Genomic DNA, 22,985 nt, shown 5'->3' with positions numbered 1-22,985 from the left:
TTTTCTAGTATTTGTCTATCAATTTTAATAGTTCTTTACTATAATATAGATAATGTTCTGTATAAAGAACGTAATGTTCGATGGGGGAGATTAAGATGCTGAAAAGACCGCGTAATTTTAAAAAGATGCTTATATTGCCGTGTATGTGTTCTATTACGTTTTATTTAGGATCTCAAATTATGACGCATACAGAAGCGGCGTTCATTCATGAAACGAAAGTAGAAGCGACGCTTTCTACAGCAATTATATTTCCGAAAACAGTTAATACGTTAAAAGAGCAATCTGAGAAACATAAACAGTTTATTGAGCGTGAGTATGGAACGATGAAGGGAAAATCGAAAGCAACTTCTATTGAAGAAATAAAACAGGCGATTTCTGTATGGCAACAAGGGCGTGAGAAAATTGTTGCTGAGAAGGAAGCCCTGCAAAATGTATATACTGAAATAGAAGCTCCTTACAATCAAATACAAGAAGAATTAAAGGTAAATAAAGATGAGTCGATGCAGCAAGTGTCCATATATGTAAATGAAGGCTTCCACAGTATCAAAGAGAAGCGTGACTATATTGAGAAAGAAATTAGCTTGAAAGCTATTGATGAGCAAATTCAGGCTCTTCAGCAACAATTAAACGTTGCAATTGAAGCAGAAGAACAGAAGAAAGCCGAAGAACAGAAGAAAGTAGAAGAACAGAAGAAAGCCGAAGAACAGAAGAAAGTAGAAGAACAGAAGAAAGCCGAAGAACAGAAGAAAGTAGAAGAACAGAAGAAAGCCGAAGAACAGAAGAAAGTAGAAGAACAGAAGAAAGTAGAAGAGCAAAAGAAAGCGGAGTAACTGCTTTAGTGAAACAGCCGGAAAACAAGAATGTGGTGTAAGAGAGAGTGAACGAATAAGCAAGAATAGTAATATTTATACGAGTGTGAGGGAACGTTAGCCCTCACCTCTTTGTTTTTCTTTTTTCTTATAGTATTAAATGATTTGAGTGTGAAAAAAGTTATAAATTATCATTGTTTTTTTTCTGAAAAGTCTAAATGATATTGAGAAATAAAAATAACTGAAAATATTAATAAATATGTGTTGTGTTTATATAGGGTTGTTCGTTATAATGAACATAAGGTTTTTAAAAAAGAACGCATATTAGCTAAGCTAATATAGTTTTCTTTACATCTCTTATTGAAAAATAAGTGATAAAAATATAAAAAAAAGCTAGGGGGAATTGATTGTGAGTCTGAAAAAGAAATTAGGTATGGGAGTTGCATCAGCAGCATTGGGGTTAGCTTTAATTGGTGGAGGAACATTTGCATTCTTTAGCGATAAAGAAGTATCAAACAATACATTTGCAGCTGGGACGTTAGACCTTACATTAAACCCTAAGACGCTTGTAGATATTAAAGATTTAAAACCAGGGGATTCTGTTAAGAAAGAGTTCTTATTACAAAACAGCGGTTCGTTAACTATTAAAGACGTTAAATTAGCAACAAAGTATACTGTTAAAGATGCAAAAGGTGATAATGCTGGTGAAGACTTTGGTAAGCACGTTAAAGTAAAATTCCTTTGGAACTGGGATAAACAAAGTGAGCCTGTATACGAAACAACTTTAGCAGACTTACAAAAAGTTGATCCAGATCTTTTAGCTAAAGATATCTTTGCTCCTGAGTGGGGAGAAAAGGGTGGATTAGCAGCTGGTACAGAGGATTATCTATGGGTACAATTTGAATTTGTAGATGATGGAAAAGATCAAAATATCTTCCAAGGTGATACATTGAATTTAGAATGGACATTCAATGCTAACCAAGAAGCTGGGGAAGAAAAATAATAAAAAAGCGGGTATTCCCGCTTTTTTTTATAAAGAAAAAGAAGTGCTGGTTGTAAGCACTTCTTTCTATTATTATTTTTGATTTTGCTTCCACTTTGTAAATTCAAGAAATTCACGAAATTGTTCTTTGGAGACACCAGAGTTCATTGCATCTTTAACGAGTTGTGTCCATTCGGAGTCTAGGTTAGTTTCCTTTGTTGTTTCATCATGAAGTAAAGTATCAACTGGAATTTGTAGAACTGCTGCGATCTTTTCAAGAAACTGAATGGAAGGGTTTTTTTGTAAATTTCGTTCTATAGAACTAATGTAAGATTTAGCAACGCCAGCTTTTTCGGCAAGTTCAGTTAATGAAATCCCTTTTTGTAAACGAAGGCGTTTTATACGTTCTCCAATCATATTTGCGCACCTTTCTATCAATATGTAGTTGTCTTATGATGTCATTATTATAACATAAACTTCGTTAAAAAGAACAAACCTATTGAGCCTGACTGGATGGCTTCATACGTTGGAAAAATTGCTCGATGTCTTGCATGGCGATACCAGCATCTAGAGCTTCAAGTATTAAATCAATCCATTCTTGATCCAGTGCGTCTGTCTTATCTTTGTACAAATGTAATTCCTCCCTAATTATCGGTCATAATTGCTGCTACAGAATACATGATAATGAAATCCGATTTTGTGTTTTATATAGTGAATTATCAAATATTGTGTAGATGAAACAAAGATAAAATCCCCATTAAACTCCCTCTATGGAAATTATAAATTGTTCGATAAAAACTTTCAATATTTTCAGAAAACATTGTTGAATTGTGATATATTCGTATGCTAACTATGAAATTTTTACAAATATATTAAAAACATTACATAATATGACTAAATATTGAAAAAATATTGAATTTTTAATAAAATTCAATTTGTAATACATATTATTTATTAGGGGAGGAAATAAGGGATGAACAAGAAACCGTTCAAAGTTTTGTCATCAATCGCATTGACAGCTGTATTAGGCCTTTCATTCGGAGCTGGCACTCAATCTGCATATGCTGAAACGCCTGTGAATAAAACAGCTACGAGCCCAGTTGATGATCATTTAATTCCGGAAGAACGTTTAGCAGATGCATTAAAAAAACGTGGGGTAATTGATTCGAAGGCTTCAGAGACAGAAACAAAGAAAGCAGTCGAAAAGTATGTAGAGAACAAAAAGGGTGAAAATCCTGGGAAAGAAGCAGCGAATGGGGACCAACTTACGAAAGATGCATCCGACTTTTTAAAGAAAGTGAAAGATGCGAAAGCAGACACGAAAGAAAAATTAAATCAACCAGCAACAGGCACACCTGCAGCGACAGGCCCAGTTAAAGGCGGTCTAAATGGTAAAGTACCAACTTCTCCAGCGAAACAAAAAGACTATAACGGTGAAGTTCGTAAAGACAAAGTACTCGTTTTACTTGTAGAGTACGCTGACTTTAAACATAATAATATCGACAAAGAGCCTGGATATATGTATTCTAACGATTTTAATAAAGAACATTATGAAAAAATGTTATTCGGCAACGAGCCATTCACATTAGATGATGGAAGTAAAATTGAAACGTTTAAACAATATTACGAAGAACAATCTGGTGGTAGTTACACAGTGGACGGAACAGTTACAAAATGGTTAACGGTTCCTGGTAAGGCGGCTGATTATGGTGCAGATGCTGCTAGCGGCGGCCATGATAATAAAGGACCAAAAGGGCCACGTGATTTAGTAAAAGATGCATTAAAAGCAGCTGTAGATAGTGGTATTGATTTATCAGAGTTCGACCAATTTGATCAATACGATGTAAATGGTGATGGAAATAAAAATCAACCAGACGGTTTAATCGATCACTTAATGATTATTCATGCGGGTGTTGGACAAGAAGCAGGCGGTGGTAAATTAGGCGATGATGCAATTTGGTCGCACCGTTGGACAGTTGGACCAAAGCCATTCCCAATTGAAGGTACACAAGCGAAAGTACCATATTGGGGTGGAAAGATGGCAGCATTCGACTACACAATTGAACCAGAAGATGGAGCGGTTGGTGTATTCGCACATGAATATGGTCACGATTTAGGTCTTCCAGATGAGTACGATACACAATATAGTGGTCAAGGTGAGCCGATTGAAGCTTGGTCTATTATGAGTGGCGGAAGCTGGGCTGGTAAAATCGCTGGAACGACGCCAACGAGTTTCTCACCACAAAATAAAGAGTTTTTCCAAAAAACAATCGGTGGTAACTGGGCAAATATCGTAGAAGTAGATTACGAGAAATTAAATAAAGGTATCGGTCTAGCGACATATTTGGATCAAAGTGTTACGAAATCTAACCGTCCGGGTATGATTCGTGTTAACTTACCAGACAAAGATATAAAAACAATTGAGCCGGCATTTGGAAAACAGTATTACTACAGCACAAAAGGTGATGATCTTCATACGAAGATGGAAACACCACTGTTCGATTTAACAAATGCAACGACTGCAAAATTTGACTTCAAATCATTATATGAAATTGAAGCAGAGTATGATTTCCTTGAAGTACACGCTGTAACGGAAGATGGTCAACAAACGTTAATTGAAAGACTTGGTGAGAAAGCAAATAGTGGAAATGCAGATTCGACAAATGGAAAATGGATTGACAAATCATATGATTTAAGTCAATTCAAAGGCAAGAAAGTAAAATTAACATTTGATTACATTACTGATGGTGGTTTAGCATTAAATGGATTCGCTCTTGATAATGCTTCATTAACAGTAGATGGTAAAGTAGCATTCTCTGATGACGCAGAAGGTACACCACAATTAAAATTAGATGGTTTCGTTGTATCTAACGGAACAGAGAAGAAAAAACATAACTACTATGTTGAGTGGAGAAACTATGCTGGGGCAGATAACGCGTTGAAATTTGCTCGCGGTCCAGTATTTAACACTGGTATGGTTGTATGGTATGCAGATTCAGCTTATACAGATAACTGGGTTGGTGTACATCCAGGACACGGTTTCCTTGGTGTAGTTGATTCTCATCCAGAAGCAATTGTTGGTACTTTAAATGGTAAACCAACAGTTAAGAGTAGTACACGATTCCAAATCGCTGATGCAGCGTTCTCATTCGACAAAACGCCAGCTTGGAAAGTCGTATCTCCAACGCGTGGAACATTTACGTATGATGGTTTAGCAGGCGTACCAAAGTTTGATGATTCTAAAACGTATATTAATCAACAGATTCCAGATGCAGGACGTATTTTACCGAAGCTTGGTTTGAAATTTGAAGTAGTAGGACAAGCTGATGATAATTCTGCAGGTGCTGTTCGTTTATATCGTTAATACAGTAAAACTACCGAGAGATTTTCTTTCGGTAGTTTTTTTGTGAGCAATGAATTTTATATAGCTGAAAAAGTCATATATAATGTAACCTTAAGAATAGAAATTTGTTATATATGAAGTCTATATAAATAATGAAAGAATTGGATAAAAATAGTGGGAGAAGGTGAGTGAATGAGTATTTCCTCTATTGTAAGTAGGCAAAAGGAATATTTTTTAAAAGGGCATACGAGAAGCATCGAAATGAGAAAGAATAATTTGAAGAAGCTTTATGAAGGCATTCAGCGTTTTGAAGAAGAAATATTTCAGGCATTGAAATTAGATTTAAATAAGTCAGTTCACGAGTCGTTTACAACGGAAGTTGGATATGTATTAAAAGAAATTTCCTTTCAATTGAAACATATGTCATCGTGGAGTAAACCGAAACGAGTTCGAACAGCACTCACTCATTTTGGATCAAAAGGAAAAGTAGTGCCAGAACCGTATGGTGTGACGCTTATTATTGCACCGTGGAACTATCCTTTTCAATTAGCAATTGCACCACTTGTAGGAGCACTGGCAGCTGGAAATACAATCGTTTTAAAGCCGTCAGAGTTAACGCCAAGCGTTTCAAAAATGCTTAAGAGAATGTTAGATGAATTATTCCCAGAAGAGCTTGTAGCGGTAGTAGAAGGTGGCGTTGAAGAGAGTACATCTTTGCTGAGGGAACCGTTTGATTATATTTTCTTTACTGGTAGTGTTGGAGTTGGAAAAGTTGTAATGGAAGCAGCAGCGAAACAGTTGACACCGCTCACTTTAGAACTTGGCGGGAAAAGTCCTTGTATTGTACATAAAGATGCAAAGATAGAGATGACAGCAAGAAGAATTGTTTGGGGTAAGTTTTTAAATGCAGGGCAGACGTGTGTAGCGCCTGATTATATGTATGTGCATTCTTCCGTGAAAGAAAAGCTAATTGAGGCACTGCGACATGAAATTACAGAGCAGTATAGTAAAGAACCTTTGCGAAATGAAAATTATGTGCGTATTGTAAGTGAGCGTCATTTTGAACGATTATGTGGATTCTTACAAGATGGTCAAGTCGTAATTGGTGGAAACTATAAGAAAGATACATTACATATTGAACCGACAGTACTAGCGGATATTACATGGAAAGATACTGTTATGGAAGATGAAATTTTTGGTCCGATTTTACCAATCATAGAGTACGACAACATAGAAGATGTAATTGGCACAATCCAGCAACATCCGAAGCCGTTAGCGTTATATGTATTTTCTGAAGATAAAGAAGTACAAAAGAAAGTGACGAGTAATATTTCATATGGTGGAGGCTGTATTAATGATGTTGTCTATCATCTTGCCACGCCATATTTACCTTTTGGGGGTGTTGGAAGTAGTGGATTAGGGGGTTATCATGGGAAAGAAAGTTTTCGGACTTTTTCACATTATAAAAGCATTTTAGCCCAATCTACAGCATTCGACATGAAAATTCGTTACTCTTCTACAAAAAGTGCTTTAAAATTCATACGAAAGTTGTTAAAATGATGATGGTGTTTATCAGTAGGCGTAGCCGTATGATAAAAGCCCCTTCGCAATGGAAGGGGTTTTTCTGTTCGACGTTATGTATCATGCGAAAATGAATCCAACATACTACATAAAGAATAGAAACGAACGCTTGTTAAATAATCATTTTTGTTTGGATCGAAACAAAAAATAGTCTATAGAACATAAATATTTATTCATGAATATAAAAATTAAAAATTTAAGGTAGATAGGACGGGAAAATGAAAAAGATTATTAAAGTTGAAGCAGTTGAAAAACATTTTGGAAATCAAGTGATTATCCCACCTCTTTCTTTAGATATTAAAGAGGGAGAGTTTTTAACAATTTTAGGACCGAGTGGCTGCGGGAAAACGACTTTACTTCGTATGATCGCAGGATTTGAAACTCCAACTAAAGGGAATCTTTTATTAGATGCTGAAAGAATTAACGATTTGCCGCCATATAAGCGTCATATGAACCTAGTGTTCCAACATTACGCACTATTCCCACATATGACAGTAGAGAAGAATATTTGTTTTGGTATGAAAATGCAGAAAGTATCAGCAGCAGAGCAGAAAGAGCGTGCTGAAGAGGCAATGCGTTTAACGCAGTTACTTGAGTTCCGTAATCGTAAACCTGCGAAGCTTTCTGGTGGACAACAGCAGCGTGTTGCAATTGCAAGAGCGATTGTAAATAATCCGCGTGTATTACTATTAGATGAGCCACTTGGAGCGCTTGACTTTAAGTTACGAAAAGACTTGCAACGTGAATTGAAAAACTTACAACGTAATTTAGGAATTACGTTCATATACGTAACGCACGATCAAGAAGAAGCAATGAGCATGAGCGATCGTATTGTAGTTATGAATAAAGGACATATCGAACAAATCGGAACACCGAAAGAAATTTATAATAAGCCGAAAACATTGTTCGTTGCGACATTCATCGGTGAAAATAATATTGTGAAAAACGGGGAAGGCTATGTAGCAATTCGCCCTGAAAATGTAAAAGTACGTTCGGTTGAAGAGTCAATTTTAAAAGAATACCATCTTGGACATATTGAAGATATCGAGTTTGTCGGAAATATGGAGAAGCTTTATGTACGTGATGAGAAAACATCAGAATTACTAATGGCATATCAAACTGCTGAAGAGGCAGCACAGTGGAGCATTGGAGATAATGTATATGTAGGCTGGGAGCAAGAGGACGAGGTGACCTTAAATTGAAAAAAGGGAAATTACTCGCACTACCTACAGTCGCGTGGCTGTTAATTTTCTTCCTAATCCCGCTCGTATTCGTATTAGGATTCGCCTTCATGCAGCGCGGAGCTTACGGGACAGTAGAAATGCAATTTACGCTGGAGAATATATCCCGTGTGTTTGATCCATTATACTTAGGAACGTTATGGGAAACTGTTAAAATTGCAGTTATTACAACAGTAATATGTTTATTAATTGGTTATCCGTTTGCGTATACAATTACAATTGTTGACCGCAAATACCGCTCTATTCTTTTATTATTGGCAACGATCCCGTTTTGGATTAACTTTCTTGTTCGTTCATACGCATGGATTGTTATTTTACGTTCACAAGGTCTTGTGAATACGTTGTTATTAAAGCTTGGCATTATTAGTGAACCGTTAAATTTATTATATAATACTCCTTCTGTAATACTCGGAATGGTCTATTCTTTATTACCATTTATGATTTTACCAGTGTATGCAGCAATTGAGCAGTTGGATAAGCGTAAGCTAGAAGCGGCTTATGATTTAGGAGCAACACCAATAAAGGCATTTTGGAATATAACAGTGCCGATGACGATGTCAGGAATTGCGACTGGTTCTATTTTAGTATTCGTTTCTTCTATCGGAATGTTTGTTGTATCAGACGTGATGGGCGGATCGAAAGTAGCATTAATCGGAAACGTTATTCAAAATCAATTCTTAGGTGCACGTGACTGGCCATTTGGATCTGCGTTATCGATTATCGTTGTTCTATTCTCTGTTCTGTTAATTTACTTATATTATCGTGCAACGAAAGTATATAAATATAATGAGAACGGAGGGGAATAGGCAAAGATGAAGAAGTTTTTAGTTTCTTATTCTTGGTTAATTTTGTTATTCTTGTATTTTCCAATGATGGTTTTAATGGTCTATTCTTTCAACGACTCTCGCATTAATGCGGAGTGGGAAGGTTTTACATTCCATTGGTATACAGATTTATTTCAAAAACAAGATGTTATTGATGCATTTGTAAATAGTATTACGATTGCAGTTATAACAACGATTGTGACAACGGTACTTGGTGTATTCTTTGCAATTGCTTTACATCGTTATAAATATCGTTTCGAAGGGGCTATTAATGGCCTTGTATATTTACCAATTTTAATTCCTGATATTTTAATGGGATTATCTTTACTAATTCTTTTCAGCCAGTTAGGAATGGAACTTGGACAAACAACGATTATTATTGCACATATTACATTTAGTATTTCGTTTGTTGTTGTTATTTTAGCTGCGCGTCTTTCAAGTATGGGACGTGACTTAGAAGAAGCTGCAAATGATCTAGGAGCAACGCCTTGGCAAACGTTTCGTTATGTAACGTTCCCAGCAATTGCACCGGGAGTTATTTCGGCAGCATTATTAACATTCACATTATCAATTGATGATTTTGTAATTAGTTTCTTCGTATCAGGACCAGGATCAACAACATTGCCATTATATATTTACAGTATGGTTAAGCGCGGAGTATCACCAGAAATTAATGCTCTTTCTACAATTTTAATTGTTGCTATCGTAGGATTAATGGTTCTATCTGAAATCTTCCGGAATAAAGGTGCAGATGGTGAAGAAAACTCTGGAGGACACCTTCCTTTATAATACGAACGATATAGAAAGTACAAGGGGGTAATAAACCGATGAAATTAATGAAAAGAATAGCTGGCGCAGCAATTAGTTTTAGCCTTGTTGCTGGTGTGCTTGCTGGTTGTGGTGAAAAGAAAGAAGAATTAAATATTTATAGCTGGGCTGACAATTTTGATGAGCAAGTGCTAAAAGATTTTGAAAAGAAATATAATGTGAAAATTAACTATGACAAGTACGCAAGTAATGAAGAAATGCTTGCGAAATTACAAGCTGGTGGCGCAAAGTACGACTTAATCCAGCCGTCTGATTACATGGTTAAAACAATGGCGAAAATGGACTTATTAGCGCCGTTAGATAAAAAGAATATCCCGAATATCGAAAATATGGTTTCTAATTTCAAAACACCTGCGTTTGATCCAGAGAATAAATATTCTTTAGTGTACACTTGGGGTGTAACAGGGATTGCATACAATAAAAAGTATGTGAAAGAAGCACCTACAAGCTGGGCGGACTTATGGAATGAGAAATATAAAGGACATGTAACGTTACTGAACGATTCTCGTGAGGTATTAGGAGTGGGTCTTAAGAAGCACGGGTTCTCAAACAGTACGAAAGACGATGCACAATTAAAGACAGCAGCAGATGATTTAAAGAAGCTGCTTCCAAACTTATTAGCATTTGATACAGATAACATTAAACAAAAATTCATTACAGAAGATGCTTGGATCGGAACAGTTTGGTCTGGAGATGCAGCATTTATCGCAAAAGATAATAAAGATGTAGAATATGTTGTACCGAAAGAAGGCGGCACAATTTGGGCTGATACGTTAGCAATTCCAAAAGGTGCAAAACATAAAGAGCTTGCTGAGAAATTTATGAACTACTTACTAGATGAAAAAGTAAGTGTGAAAAACTACGAGTCAATTGGTTACAGTAATCCAAATGAAAAAGCTCATCCTCTTCATAGTAAAGAATACCGTGATAATCACATGATTTTCTTAACGAAAGAAGAGTTAGATCGTACAGAATGGCTTGTTGATGTAGACGATAAGTTAAAAGACTATGATCGTTACTGGACAGAGCTAAAAACAAAAGGTAAATAAGTAAGGAAATGCGGTTTCTAAAGTAGAAATCGCATTTTTTCATAGTAGGAGGAAATCGTTTGAATAAGAAGTTACATCAGTATGAGGTAATGTGTATCGGTTTGTTATTTGCTGTATTTGGTATTGTTGCTTGGCGCGTACATGCAGGTGGCGTTACAGTGATGGATACATACGTCCGTGGATTAGTAAGAGGGCTACAAACGGAAAGTTCTCTTATATTTTTCTCGTACTTTACAAAATTGGGATCAGCAATTGGGATAGTCGCTACGCTCGTCATAAGCTTGCTTGTTTTTTGGAAGAAGCGTTATTATGCTGCGATGATTGTATATCCAATGGGAATTTTAATAACACATCTTGTGAATAAAGGGATAAAAGAGATTGTAAAGAGAGAACGTCCGTCATTAAATGAAGCGCTAGATGCACTTGGATATAGTTTTCCTAGTGGACATGCAATGCTATCGATTATGACATTTGGATTTCTTACTTATATCATTGCTGCTAATTTGAAAAGCGTAGCTGGGAAATGTGTCACAACGATTTTGATGGGTATAGTAATTCTATCGATTGGATTAAGTAGAGTCATTTTAAATGTACATTACCCAACTGATATTTTAGCTGGTTACTGCGTAGGTGGTATTTTGTTAATTATCGCGATTTACTACCATCGTTTACTTACTGAGAGATTAGGGTTTAATAAAGAGAGATAGAAAAACGTCTGGAAAAACTATTATTATAGTTTTTCCAGACGTTTTTTGTTTATATCAAGATGTGATACAGTATAAGTGACAATTGAATTATTTAAAGTAGGTGAAAATGTGTGAAGACAAACGTACATAAAGTTGATAAGTGGGGGAAGTTAGGAACCTTTTTGTATCAGTTTCGTTATACAGTAATTGTAGCGTTACTGTTGCTCGCAATCGCACTTGGGATTTTTGCTCCAAAGTTACCGGGAGTATTAGGTGGTGACGGTTTCCAAACGGAAGGCGACTATCAAAAAACAAAAGAAATTTTAGATCAAGATTTTAAGAAGTCTCAAGATACGCTACTGCTCGTTTTTGAGAAAAATAAAGATGCTTCGCATGAGGAATTTAAAAAGCGAATAGATGAAATTGTAAAGAATGTTCAAGAGAAAGAGAGCTATGAATCTTTCCATCACCCAATCCAAAATAAAGAAATGCTACAAGATGACATCGGTTATGCGACAATTTTATTTTCCGGGAAAACAAATAAAGAAAGAATGGAAAAGACATTACAATTTGCTGATGAGATTGAGAAAGAAAGTAATGTAGCATTAAAAGTAACACCTACAGGATTTCCGAAAATTAATCAAGAGATTAATGAAAGAACGCAAAATGATTTAAAAGTAGCAGAAATGATTGGATTACCAATCGCGTTTCTTGTATTACTATTTTCGTTTGGTAGTCTTTTGGCATCAATTTTACCGATTTTGAATGGGGCGCTTAGTGTTATTAGTACGATGGGGATATTGTATTTCATCGGTGTTGATAAAGAACTATCTATTTTCGTGTTAAACGTTGCGCCGATGATTGGACTTGCATTATCTATTGATTTTGCGCTATTATTTGTGAACCGTTTTCGAGAGGAAGTTGCTAAACGAACGGTAAAAGAAGCGATAGCAATTACATATCAAACGGCAGGACGTGCGATTGTATTTTCAGGATTATGCGTATTTGTTGGGTTATCCGGTTTGTTTTTCTTTAAGATAGATTATATTCAATCTGTCGCGATTAGCGGAATGATTGTTGTCATTATGAGCATTTTATTCTCACTCACACTTCTTCCAGCACTATTATCGTTAATAGGTAAAAGAATATTAAAAAAGAATCAAGTAGCACATACGCCGGCAAAAGCATGGCGTAAATTTGCACAATTTGTGATGAAACATCCAATTGCAATGATTATTGTTGTTACAACATTTATTGTTATTTGCTTATTACCGTTACGTACAGCTAATTTGCAGTTCCCTGGTGTTGAAGCTTTACCTGAAAAGAGTGATACAAGGATTGCATATGAAAAGTATGAAGAAGCATTTAATGAAACTGTCAAAACACACGCTGATGTTACGTTAGTTGTAGAGACGAAAAAAGATATGAAAGAAAAAGAAAGTCTACAAAAGATAGAAGAAGTCGTTCGAAAGTTAAAAGATGATAAGAAAGTACATGAAGTAAGAAGTTTATACGACGGGTTAACTGGAATGAAAGCAAATCAAGTTGTTGGAATATTGCAGTCGCCAGAATCAGCGAAACTAACTCCTGTATTTGAAGCATACACGCAAGGGAATAAGACGACGATAGAAATCTTTTTGAAAACAAAACCACGTACAGAGACTGCAAAACAGTGGGTACGTGACTTTAAAAAGAACTATAAAGAAACGGATGTTACGTATTATCTAGGCGGAATGACGACGTTTCAACAAGAATTAGAAGATGAAATTAAAGATAAAGTTGTAATTGGTATGTCTGTTATATTTGGATCGACCTTTGTTATATTATTATTTGCATTCCGATCTATACTCATTCCAATTAAGGCAATTGTTATGAATATACTTAGTTTAAGTGCAACCATTGGAATTGTTGTTTGGTTATTTGAAGGTGGTCATTTCGGTTTAGAAGCAAGTCCGGTTCTGTTTGTCTTACCAATCTTCATTTTTGGCCTCGTATTTGGGCTTAGTATGGATTATGAAGTATTTCTTATTTCACGTATTCATGAGCTCTATGAAGAAACAGGAGATAACGATCAAGCAACGTTAGAAGGGCTCGTTTCAACAAGTAGAATCATTACATCAGCTGCTTTAATAATGATTGTTGTAACTGGTGCATTCGCATTTACTGATATTTTACCAGTAAAGCAGATGGGTCTTGGCGTTGCATTAGCAATATTTCTTGATGCAACAATTATTCGTCTTATGCTCGTACCAAGCTTAATGAAGTTATTTGGAGACTGGAACTGGTGGTTACCATTTCGAAAAAAACGAGAAAAAGCATCGTAAAAAATGCTCATCAATATGATGAGCATTTTTTATGAATAGCAAAGCCTACATTTTGCAAATAGTATGTGATAAGAACATTACATAATAAGTAGGTGAAGGCAATGTTTCGTTATTTTAAGTTTAAGTTAAATGATACAGTACAGTTTGCTGAGAACGATGGGCATATGTATCGCATTGTCGGTTATCGGTTAGAAAAAGGATTTTATCCAAAAGATGAATGGACTCATATCATTTATGAACTACTTAGAGAATTTGACGGGTATACGATGGATGCAGAAGAGGAAGAACTTGTAAAGGTCGTTCAAGTAGAGGATGAGTATTACAAAATACAAGAAGTATCAGGTTATCGCTATCCAGTAAAAATGAAACAAAAACAACAAGTGATGAAAATAGAAAAGATGGACGATTTATTAGATGCTTACAATGATTATAAAAGGTTGGCGGATTTCTTTAAGGATTTATCGTATGAACAAAAAGCTGAAGAAGTATTATTAGAAATGAAAAGACTTAGAGCTTGAGGGGCAGTCTATTATAAGACTGTCCTCTATTTTTGACAGTGCATCAAAGTGTGTTTTCCGTTACAATGAGAGAATCAATAGAAATAAGGTGATAAACAGTATGAAAACAAAGAAAAAGGGCGAATGGTGTGAAATTATCGTTCCAGCTAAATGGAATGGTATAAGTATTGAATCGGTATTAAAAGTAGAATGGGAAATACCGAAAAAGCTATTACATCAGCTTCGTATGGAAAAAGGTGTTACGGTTAACGGGGAACAAAGAAGATGGAATGAGCTTTTAAAAGAGAACGATAAGTTACAAGTCCATATGTTTGCGGAGGAAGAGTACGGTGTAGATCCAGAATATGGTGAATTACATGTAGTATACGAAGATGATCACGTACTTATCGTAAATAAACCAGAGCAAATGGACACACACCCTGCTGAAAAAGGTGGAACCGGGACGCTTGCAAATCTTGTTGCTTTTCATTTTCAAATGCAAGGTTTAGAGACGAAGGTGCGTCATATTCATCGTTTAGATAAAGATACGACAGGTGGTGTCGTGTTTGCTAAGCATAGAATTGCTGGTGCAATTATGGATCGTCTATTAATGGAAAGAAAAATTAAAAGAACGTACGCAGCGCTCGTTGAAGGGAAAGTAAAGAAGAAACAAGGAAAGATTGATGCTGCTATCGGAAGGGATCGCCATCATGCTACAAGGCATCGTATTTCTCCAAAAGGTGACCAAGCTATCACATATTATAAAGTAGAAAAGTATTTTAAGAAGCAAAACACGACTTTCGTAACGTTACAATTAGAAACGGGTAGAACACATCAAATTCGTGTTCATATGAGTCATAATGGTAATCCACTAGTTGGGGATGTATTATATGGTGGACAAACAAAATATATGTCCAGTCAAGCATTGCATGCGATGAAGATAAATTTCTTGCATCCAATTACGAAAGAAGCAATTGAAGTTGATGTGCCGTTTCCTACAAAGTTAAATAAAAAAATAAAAGAATTTCAAAAAGAAAATGCGTAAAGTATAAGTTTTAACTTGAAAAAAGTAGATTTTTGCAGGGATTTCTCTAAAAGAAGCGAAGCCGTTAAGAGAAAAGAGAGGTGAGAATCACTTGATCAAATATAAGTATGTACTTGGAATATTTTTCGCTTGTCTTTTACTTACTCTATTTCTCTATCCCTATTTACCAAATCGTATGGCAGTACATTGGAATGTAAATGGTGAGCCAAACGAGTTTATGAGTAAACAAGTTGTTGTAGCATTTATTCCTTGTTTTATTATTTTTTCATATGGATTTTTGTATATTATTTCACATAATATATTTAAGTTTAATGAAAGAGAGCATGGTATTATAGGCGGATTTATAAAGAAAATTACGTTATTTATGTTGTTTATTCATATGCTTATCCTCTTTATTAATTTTGGGGATTTGATATCCTTTCAAACAGGATTAACGATTGGGATTAGTATGTTTCTTTTTATGCTGAGTAAAGAATTTAAGAAAATAAAAGGCAAAGAAAAAGATCCAATTAAATTACAAAAAATTCGTTTAGTAAGTAGACGAATTTTTCAAGTGATGGCATGTGGTATATTGTTTTCATTGTTTTTGAACTTAGAGTGGGGATTTTATGTATTGCTTAGTGTAATAAGCTGTGGATCTATGTTGTTTATGTTATATATTTTCTATTCATACATAATAGAAAGCTATGAAACTTAAAAAAGAGTCTTCTCATGAGAAGACTCTTTTAATCTATTTATTTCGTAATAAATTGTTGTGTCCAGTAGTTGCCGCTTTCTACATAGCCAACACCGATGTGAGTGAAGCCGTTATTTAAGATGTTTGCACGGTGTCCAGCGCTGTTCATCCAAGCTTGTACTACTTCTTCAGGTGTACGTTGGCCTTGAGCGATGTTTTCACCTGCAGATGTATAAGAAATACCAAATTTCTTCATCATATCAAACGGAGATCCGTATGTAGGACTGTTATGATCAAAGTAGTTGTTTTTTTGCATATCTTCAGACTTAATACGTGCTACTTTACTTAATTCAGTATCGATTTTTAGTGCTGGTAAGCCTTGTTTTGCACGCTCAGCGTTTGTTAATTCAACAACACGTTGTTCGAACTCGCTTAAAGATTTTGCTTCTTCAGCAGGCTTTTGCTCAGCTGGTTTTTGTTCAGCAGGTTTTTGAGTATTGTTGTTTTCAGCAGGTTTTTGAGCTTCTGGTTTTTGAACTTCTTCAGCAGGCTTTTGCTCGGCTGGTTTTTGTTCAACTGGCTTTTGAGTTTCTGGCTTAGCTGTTGGTTGCTCAGTTACAACATTTTCAGTAGGTTGTTGACCAGGAATGAAGCAGTTTGGTTGGAAGTTTCCTTGTTGCCATTGTGCTAATGATTCAACTCCCATAGATTGTAAGAATGCTTGTAATTCTTGTTGGCTCATTTGTTTCATCATCACTTTTGAATGCTGAATATTTTGAACCTTTAAGTTAGATGGTTGTACTGTTGCAGCTTGTGCATCTAGAGAAGATACTCCTAAAGTAAGAGCTGTTGCAGCAGCTACAGATAATAAAACACGCTTTTTCATGATGTGTGTCCCCCTATATAAAGTTTTAATTTGTTTTCACACGATTTGTTTTTGACAGCCTGTCTGACTGACAAATTCATCGTAGCATACAATTTGCGAGAAAAAAGATGGAAAAAAATTCATAGACTTTAAAATTACCTAATTTATCCTAAGAGAAGGAGGGAGCAAAAATAAGAGAAATATAGAGTATAAAAGGAATTTATAGTGTTTTTATACTTGGTTTTAAGAGGGGGTTTTTGGATAAAGTTACCTAAATAGAAAATGAAGAATCCTATTGTATCAATGGTTTGAGCGATTTTTTGAGGAATATAATGGATTGATTTTTACAAAACTGTAATGTTTCTGTTGTTCTTTTTTATAATAAAGTAACATATTTTTAATGTTGTAGCAGACAAAAAAGCGGCTATCTCTTTACATAGACGAAGGAGATAGCCGTTTTCCTATTATTACGTATGTTACGAGTTATTACGAGTTAGTTTCAATTGCTTCTAATAATAAATCCACAATGTGAATTCCTCTTATCTTATGAGAAAGCCCTTCTCGCTCAATACCCAATTTCATTTGTAATAAACAACCTGGATTTGCAGTAACAATGGTTGCTGCTTCTGTTTCATGCACACGGTCCATTTTGTAATCTAGAAATTCCATTGATAACTCTGAATGAACAATATTGTAAATACCAGCAGAGCCACAGCAACGATCGGCATCTTTCATTTCTCGATATGTTGCACCTTGGATAGCCTCTAGTAACATACGAGGTTCAGAAGATGTGCGCATAACATTGCGTAAATGACAAGAGTCTTGATACGTAATAACTTGCGGCGTGAGTCGTAAGTCAGTTCGCTTATGGAAGTCTAGTTCTACTAGTATAGCAGTAATATCTTTAATCTTAGAAACAAACTGCTTAGCACGTTCAGCCCAATCCGGATCATCCTTTAAAAGATAATCATAGTCTACGAGGTAAGCTCCGCAACCACCTGCATTCGTAATAATATAGTCGATGTTTAAGTCTTCGAATGCTTTTATATTGCGCTTTGCTAATTCTTTTGCTCCACTCTTTTCACCAGCATGTCCATGCAATGCACCGCAGCAACTTTGTGTTTTCGGAATAACGATATCACAACCAGCTAATTGAAGAAGTTTCATCGTTGCGTTATTTGTTTCTAAAAACATCGTATCCATTAAGCAGCCTGTGAAGAATGCAACTTGTTTTTTCTTTGTACTTTCTGCAGGTAAAAATGAAGGACGATCTTTCATCGCTTTCATTTTAGGGACTTTTGGTAAAACGAGATCCATCGTTGCAAGTGTTTCGGGGAATAACTTCATAATCCCTGTTTTATGTGTTAGCGTTTGTAAACCAGAACGTTGATAAAATCCGATTAGTCCAGTTAATGTTCTCATTCGATTTTGATGGGGGAATAATCCTTCAAAAACGACTTTTCGAACAGCTTTCACTGGCACCGAGAATTTTTTATTTTGATTAATAATATCACGAGCTTCTTCTAATAAATGCCCATAATTTACACCAGATGGACAAACAGGCTCACAAGCACGGCAACCAAGACAAACGTTTAATGTATTCTCAACATCTTCATCTGGTTCGATTAAACCATCAACGACAGCTTTCATTAATGCGATACGTCCGCGCGGTGAATGTGACTCTTTATATCCGGATTGAATGTAGGTAGGACAAGTAGGTAAACAAAAACCGCATCGCATACAGTTTAGTAATTCATCTTCACTTAATCGTTCTTTAAATTCTTTTTGAATATTTCCTTTATTCAATGTCGTCATCGCTCAACCACCACTCTTTTTCGGGTGTCTTTCGCGAACATTTTTCCAGGATTCATAATGTTATTTGGATCGAAAGCTTGCTTTATTCCTTGCATAGCTGCAATACCTTCCTTACCTAATTTCATTTCTAAATATGGAGCTTTCATCGCACCAACACCATGTTCACCAGTAATTGTGCCACCAAGTTCAATTGCTTTCGCAAATATTTCAGCAAAAGCTTGTTCAGCTCGGTGCATTTCTTCTGCATTACGAGCGTCTGTCATACAAGTTGGATGTAAGTTACCATCACCAGCGTGTCCAAACGTACAAATAGGAATATTATATTTTTTTGCAATGGTATTAATAGCTTCAACCATTGGAGCTATTTGTGAACGTGGTACAGTTGCATCTTCTAATATTGTAGTAGGTTTTAATCGTGCGAGCGCTGATAGGGCACTACGGCGAGCGGTACGAAGCGCATCTGCTTCCGTCTCATCTTTTGCAACGCGAACATCAACTGCATTCATAGAGTGACAAACGTTAGCCATTTTTTCAATATCTCGATTGACTACTTCGGGTGGACCGTCTTGTTCGATTAATAAAATTGCTTTTACATCTGTAGGTAAACCGATTTGTGCAAACTCTTCTACTACTTCAATTGTCGGTTGGTCTAAAAACTCCAGTGTTGCTGGAATGATTTTATTTGCAATAATAGAAGAAACAGCACGTGCAGCTTCATTAATATCTTCATATAATGCAAGCATTGTTTTCTTTGTTTCAGGCATAGGAACAAGTTTTAATATGGCTTCTGTTACCACGCCAAGTGTTCCTTCAGAACCGATAAATAAACGAGTTAAATCGTAACCAGCTACATCTTTTGCTAATTTACCACCAGTGCGAATAATATCACCATTTGGTAAGACAAGTTCAAGCCCCATTACATAATCACGTGTTACGCCATATTTCAAACCGCGTAATCCACCTGAGTTTTCATTAATATTACCGCCGATTGTAGAAATTTTCATCGAGCTTGGATCTGGTGGATAAAATAAACCTTTTTCTTCTACCGCTTTAATAATATCAAGTGTAATGACACCAGCTTGTACAGTAATTGTTAAGTTTTCTTCATCAATTTCTAAAATATTGTTCATATGGCGGAAAATAAGGACGATACCGCCTTCAAGTGGACATGTTCCTGCGCAAAGATTTGTTCCAGACCCGCGCACATACACAGGAATTTTGTGAGTGTTACATACTTTTAACACTTCAGCTACTTCATTTGTATTACGAGGAGCAATGACTGCATCAGGCATTGCTTGGAAGTTTGGAGTGGCATCATAACTATAAGTTAAACGCCCCATATTGGATGTATCTACATTATCTTCGCCAACAATAGATACGAATGAATGAATAATTTGTTTTTCTAACATTGGAAATCCCCCTCAAACTGTTAACGTGTTTAGTTATAATAAACAACGTGGTAACAGTGCTTTCATTATAATGATAAAAAAGTCGAGGGATTCTTTCTATGTATAATCATCTAAAGATTAATCTGTTTTATCGTTCTTTTTTGTATGATTATCTAATAGGAGGAGTGCGAAGTATAAAACGTTTAAGTCTTTGAATTGTTTTGGATCAAGTCCTGTATGTTCTTCAATCTTTTTTAGCCTATAATGTAAGGTGTTAATGTGTATATGTAATTGTTTAGCTGTCTGTTTATAAGATTGGTTATAATCGATAAATAAGCGTAAAGTGTGCATAAGCTCAGGAGATGATAGTAAGCTTTCGATGGTACGCTCTAGAAATTGTTCACGCGTTTCGGCAGAAATATCTTGTAAACACATTTCTAAACGTAAATCTTCATTAAATACAATTTTTTTCGTTTCCAATGATACAGAAAGAGCACGTAATGCTTGTTCGTAACATATGTTCATATTGTTTGGGGTAACTGTTTGCCCAATCCCGATATATAAAGGAATAGAAAATAAAGCTTCGCAGTCTTGTTTTAACCGTTTTAAAAACTGATAAGTTTGTTCTTTGGAGCTCATCGCTGTAAATAAAATAAAACGATCATTTCCCCAGCGAACAAATAGATGCTCTTTTGTTAAAATATTTCGTACATGTTGCCATATTTTACGCTGGAGCATTGTGTCATTTTTGCCAATAGAAAACAAAACAAGTTGTTTTTTCTTATATAAATCAATGCCAAGTGTTTTGGCACGATCAAGAAAACTCGGGGACCACTCTGTATTTTGAAGCCAATCAAAGACAAAAGCTTCATAAGAACGGTGCTCAAGTTCTAATTGCTCTAAAAAGTAGTTTTCATGAATTAATAATTCGGTCATCTTACGCAATATTTCTCCGTAGCGTGAAATATTTTCAGGTTCTCCGGTAATCCCAATGACACCAATTACTTCATCATGAAATAATAGAGGAAGATTCATCCCAGCCTTTACACCTTGCAATCGCCTTTCATCTTCTTTTGTAATGATGACGGTTTTCTTTTGTTTAGCGCAGCGGAGTGCACCTTCATGAAATTGGCCAATTCTTTCTGTATCTGTACTTGCGATAATAACGCCTTCTATATTAATGATAATTATATTTTCTGTAATTAGTCTGCGTACTTCTCGTACAATTTTATTCGCTAAATCAGGAAATAGCATAATTGACACACCTCAAATTCTATTTGTTGTACATTATATATGTAAATTGAGTAAGAAAGGGGAATTTCACACTTTCCACACATTTATTTGTTATTTTACAATTATAACGAAATCATCTGAAGATGGAGGGAATCTTTTGAGAAAGTATGTTTTTCTTCTCTGTTTTTTATTTCTATTAGTAGGGTGTCAAGGAAGTTCATATACACCAATTGCTAAAGATAAAAATGTTATTATAACTACGAATATAAAAGAAGGCAGTATTAGTTTTATTGATAAAAAAGATAAAAAGTTAATTACGACATGGGAACTAAATGAGCCAATGGCTGGAATCACACTGCTTCCAAATGGCGATGAAATACTTGTATACGGTAAGCAATTAGAATATATGTATGTATATTCACTAGCGGAAGGAAGGCAAGTGGAAAAATATAAAACTGGAAAGGGCATTGTAAATGTGGTCGTATCAGCAGATAAAAAACAATTATTTGCTGCTGATCAAAATGTTCAAAAGGTAAGGTTCTTTACGATAAATGGGAAAGAGACAGGAAATGTTTCAACAGGAAAAGGGCCTATAACGATGGTAGAGTATCAGAATCGGTTATCTGTACTAAACTTTTATGATACGAAACTAAAGACAATTGATACGAAGAAAAAAGAAGTTGTTCAATCCTTTATGATTCCGCCAGCATCAACAGGAGCGACGATTAGTCCTGATGGGAAAGAAATATGGATTGGCGGGCATGGTGATGGAAATCAAGTGAATGAGAAAGTATTAGTGTATTCTTTACAGAGCGGTGAAATGGTACGTTCTTTACACGCTCCATTTATGCCTGTGAACATAACGAAAGATAATAAGTACGTATATGCATTAAGCCACGGTTCGAATATGCTTAGAAAATTTGATATTAGTACGTATAAAGAGGTAGCTTCCGTTGAAATAGGCTCAAATCCATTTGCATTTTTGAAAAGCGGAGCAGAAGGATATGTAGCAAGTTATGATAGTGATGAAGTGTGCGTCATGGATATGAAGAGTATGAAAATAAAACAAACAATTAAAGTCGGAAAAGGACCGTTTCAACTCATAGAGAGGGAAGGGAAGGACAATGAATAAATATAGAGTGCTAGTTGTAGATGATGAAAGTGATATGAGGCAGCTTGTTGGAATGTATTTGGATAACTTTGGATATGAGTGGGGAGAAGCTGAAAACGGAAAAGAGGCTCTTAAAAAACTAGAAACGGATCATTATGATTTCGTTGTATTAGATATAATGATGCCAGAAATGGATGGACTTTCAGTTTGTAAAGAAATTAGAAAAACGTCAGATGTGCCGATTATATTTTTAACCGCAAAAGGTGAAGAGTGGAATAGGGTGAATGGCTTACGTATGGGAGCAGACGATTATATTGTAAAACCGTTTAGTCCTGGTGAATTGGTTGCCCGTATGGAAGCTGTACTAAGAAGATATACAAAGCAAGAACAGCAAGAAGAGATTCAATTTGGACCAATTCTTATCAATGAAAAAAGCAGACGAATTGAGGCGAATGGTGAGTCGATTTCTCTTACTGTAAAAGAGTTTGATTTACTATATTTTCTTTGTCAGCATACAGGACAAGTATTTAGCCGGGAGCAATTACTTGAAAAGGTATGGGGATATGATTATGCCGGAAGTACAAGAACAGTAGATACGCACGTGAAAACGATGCGCTTGAAGCTTGGAGAAAGTGGAAACTACATTCAAACTGTTTGGGGTGTAGGCTATAAATTTGAGGTGTAACAT

21 protein-coding genes are annotated in these 22,985 nt (G+C 35.6%); 15 read left to right on the top strand and 6 right to left on the bottom strand.

Annotated elements, in window-relative coordinates; translation table 11 throughout:
* Positions 1-80: 80 nt before the first annotated feature.
* Complete coding sequence (locus ACK1U5_RS12115; protein ID WP_252671766.1) at positions 81-830, top strand: DUF4047 domain-containing protein; 750 nt, start codon at positions 81-83, stop codon at positions 828-830.
* Between the two features lie 388 nt (positions 831-1,218).
* A complete protein-coding gene (gene calY, locus ACK1U5_RS12110) occupies positions 1,219-1,812 on the top strand; it encodes a biofilm matrix protein CalY (RefSeq protein ID WP_000053713.1) in 594 nt (197 codons plus the stop codon).
* Between the two features lie 72 nt (positions 1,813-1,884).
* Here the strand turns inward: calY and ACK1U5_RS12105 are convergent, their stop codons facing one another.
* Both ACK1U5_RS12105 and ACK1U5_RS12100 read right to left on the bottom strand, forming a co-directional pair.
* Positions 1,885-2,208: a helix-turn-helix domain-containing protein gene (locus tag ACK1U5_RS12105; protein ID WP_000578885.1), complete on the bottom strand. Its 324-nt coding sequence runs from the start codon at positions 2,206-2,208 to the stop codon at positions 1,885-1,887.
* Between the two features lie 79 nt (positions 2,209-2,287).
* Entirely contained in the window at positions 2,288-2,422 is a 135-nt protein-coding gene (locus ACK1U5_RS12100) for an anti-repressor SinI family protein (protein ID WP_000276219.1), read from the bottom strand.
* Positions 2,423-2,764: 342 nt separating this feature from the next.
* On the opposite strand from ACK1U5_RS12100, the gene inhA1 reads away from it, so the two are divergent.
* The 11 genes from inhA1 to ACK1U5_RS12045 all read left to right on the top strand — a co-directional run bounded on the left by inhA1 (position 2,765) and on the right by ACK1U5_RS12045 (position 15,906).
* The gene (inhA1, locus tag ACK1U5_RS12095; protein WP_001035944.1) at positions 2,765-5,155 is read left to right on the top strand and encodes a M6 family metalloprotease immune inhibitor InhA1; all 2,391 of its coding nucleotides are present in this window, start codon (positions 2,765-2,767) and stop codon (positions 5,153-5,155) included.
* A gap of 171 nt (positions 5,156-5,326) precedes the next feature.
* Entirely contained in the window at positions 5,327-6,694 is a 1,368-nt protein-coding gene (locus ACK1U5_RS12090) for an aldehyde dehydrogenase (RefSeq protein ID WP_000028381.1), read from the top strand.
* Positions 6,695-6,933: 239 nt separating this feature from the next.
* A complete protein-coding gene (gene potA, locus ACK1U5_RS12085; RefSeq protein ID WP_000720318.1) occupies positions 6,934-7,917 on the top strand; it encodes a spermidine/putrescine ABC transporter ATP-binding protein PotA in 984 nt (327 codons plus the stop codon).
* The gene (gene potB / locus ACK1U5_RS12080; RefSeq protein ID WP_000715500.1) at positions 7,914-8,762 is read left to right on the top strand and encodes a spermidine/putrescine ABC transporter permease PotB; all 849 of its coding nucleotides are present in this window, start codon (positions 7,914-7,916) and stop codon (positions 8,760-8,762) included. The genes potA and potB overlap by 4 nt, the downstream gene beginning before the upstream one ends.
* 6 nt (positions 8,763-8,768) lie before the next feature.
* Positions 8,769-9,569, top strand: coding sequence for a spermidine/putrescine ABC transporter permease PotC (gene potC, locus ACK1U5_RS12075; RefSeq protein WP_000714192.1), 801 nt, complete (start codon positions 8,769-8,771; stop codon positions 9,567-9,569).
* Between the two features lie 38 nt (positions 9,570-9,607).
* The gene (gene potD, locus ACK1U5_RS12070; RefSeq protein WP_000772485.1) at positions 9,608-10,657 is read left to right on the top strand and encodes a spermidine/putrescine ABC transporter substrate-binding protein PotD; all 1,050 of its coding nucleotides are present in this window, start codon (positions 9,608-9,610) and stop codon (positions 10,655-10,657) included.
* Between the two features lie 59 nt (positions 10,658-10,716).
* Positions 10,717-11,364: a phosphatase PAP2 family protein gene (locus tag ACK1U5_RS12065; protein WP_001035520.1), complete on the top strand. Its 648-nt coding sequence runs from the start codon at positions 10,717-10,719 to the stop codon at positions 11,362-11,364.
* 110 nt (positions 11,365-11,474) lie between these two features.
* Entirely contained in the window at positions 11,475-13,667 is a 2,193-nt protein-coding gene (locus ACK1U5_RS12060) for an MMPL family transporter (protein ID WP_069605223.1), read from the top strand.
* 101 nt (positions 13,668-13,768) lie between these two features.
* Positions 13,769-14,185, top strand: a complete 417-nt coding sequence (locus ACK1U5_RS12055; protein WP_000490301.1) for a hypothetical protein — start codon at positions 13,769-13,771, stop codon at positions 14,183-14,185.
* Positions 14,186-14,285: 100 nt separating this feature from the next.
* A complete protein-coding gene (locus ACK1U5_RS12050; RefSeq protein WP_069605224.1) occupies positions 14,286-15,209 on the top strand; it encodes an RluA family pseudouridine synthase in 924 nt (307 codons plus the stop codon).
* A 91-nt stretch (positions 15,210-15,300) separates the two neighbouring features.
* Positions 15,301-15,906 (top strand): DUF1648 domain-containing protein, encoded by a 606-nt coding sequence (locus ACK1U5_RS12045; RefSeq protein WP_000598995.1) that lies wholly within the window; start codon positions 15,301-15,303, stop codon positions 15,904-15,906.
* A gap of 37 nt (positions 15,907-15,943) precedes the next feature.
* Here the strand turns inward: ACK1U5_RS12045 and ACK1U5_RS12040 are convergent, their stop codons facing one another.
* From ACK1U5_RS12040 to ACK1U5_RS12025, 4 genes are all read right to left on the bottom strand, one after another.
* Positions 15,944-16,771: a CAP domain-containing protein gene (locus ACK1U5_RS12040; RefSeq protein ID WP_000747588.1), complete on the bottom strand. Its 828-nt coding sequence runs from the start codon at positions 16,769-16,771 to the stop codon at positions 15,944-15,946.
* Positions 16,772-17,236: 465 nt separating this feature from the next.
* Positions 17,237-18,565 (bottom strand): (Fe-S)-binding protein, encoded by a 1,329-nt coding sequence (locus ACK1U5_RS12035; protein WP_050964622.1) that lies wholly within the window; start codon positions 18,563-18,565, stop codon positions 17,237-17,239.
* Positions 18,562-19,974 (bottom strand): glycolate oxidase subunit GlcD, encoded by a 1,413-nt coding sequence (gene glcD, locus ACK1U5_RS12030; protein WP_000890754.1) that lies wholly within the window; start codon positions 19,972-19,974, stop codon positions 18,562-18,564. Before glcD ends, ACK1U5_RS12035 begins: the two co-directional genes overlap by 4 nt.
* A 117-nt stretch (positions 19,975-20,091) precedes the next feature.
* Positions 20,092-21,216: a CdaR family transcriptional regulator gene (locus tag ACK1U5_RS12025; RefSeq protein ID WP_001999325.1), complete on the bottom strand. Its 1,125-nt coding sequence runs from the start codon at positions 21,214-21,216 to the stop codon at positions 20,092-20,094.
* A 127-nt stretch (positions 21,217-21,343) separates the two neighbouring features.
* On the opposite strand from ACK1U5_RS12025, the gene ACK1U5_RS12020 reads away from it, so the two are divergent.
* Together ACK1U5_RS12020 and ACK1U5_RS12015 are read left to right on the top strand one after the other, a co-directional pair.
* Positions 21,344-22,318 carry a YncE family protein gene (locus tag ACK1U5_RS12020; protein ID WP_001234144.1) on the top strand — a complete coding sequence of 325 codons (975 nt, stop codon included), beginning with the start codon at positions 21,344-21,346 and terminating at the stop codon, positions 22,316-22,318.
* A complete protein-coding gene (locus ACK1U5_RS12015; protein ID WP_001046400.1) occupies positions 22,311-22,982 on the top strand; it encodes a response regulator transcription factor in 672 nt (223 codons plus the stop codon). Before ACK1U5_RS12020 ends, ACK1U5_RS12015 begins: the two co-directional genes overlap by 8 nt.
* Positions 22,983-22,985 lie beyond the last annotated feature (3 nt).

It is taken from the genome of Bacillus sp. XB1, from assembly GCF_053557995.1.
The sequence above is the reverse complement of the archived record's forward strand: the minus strand, read 5'-3'. Positions and strand labels throughout refer to the sequence as shown.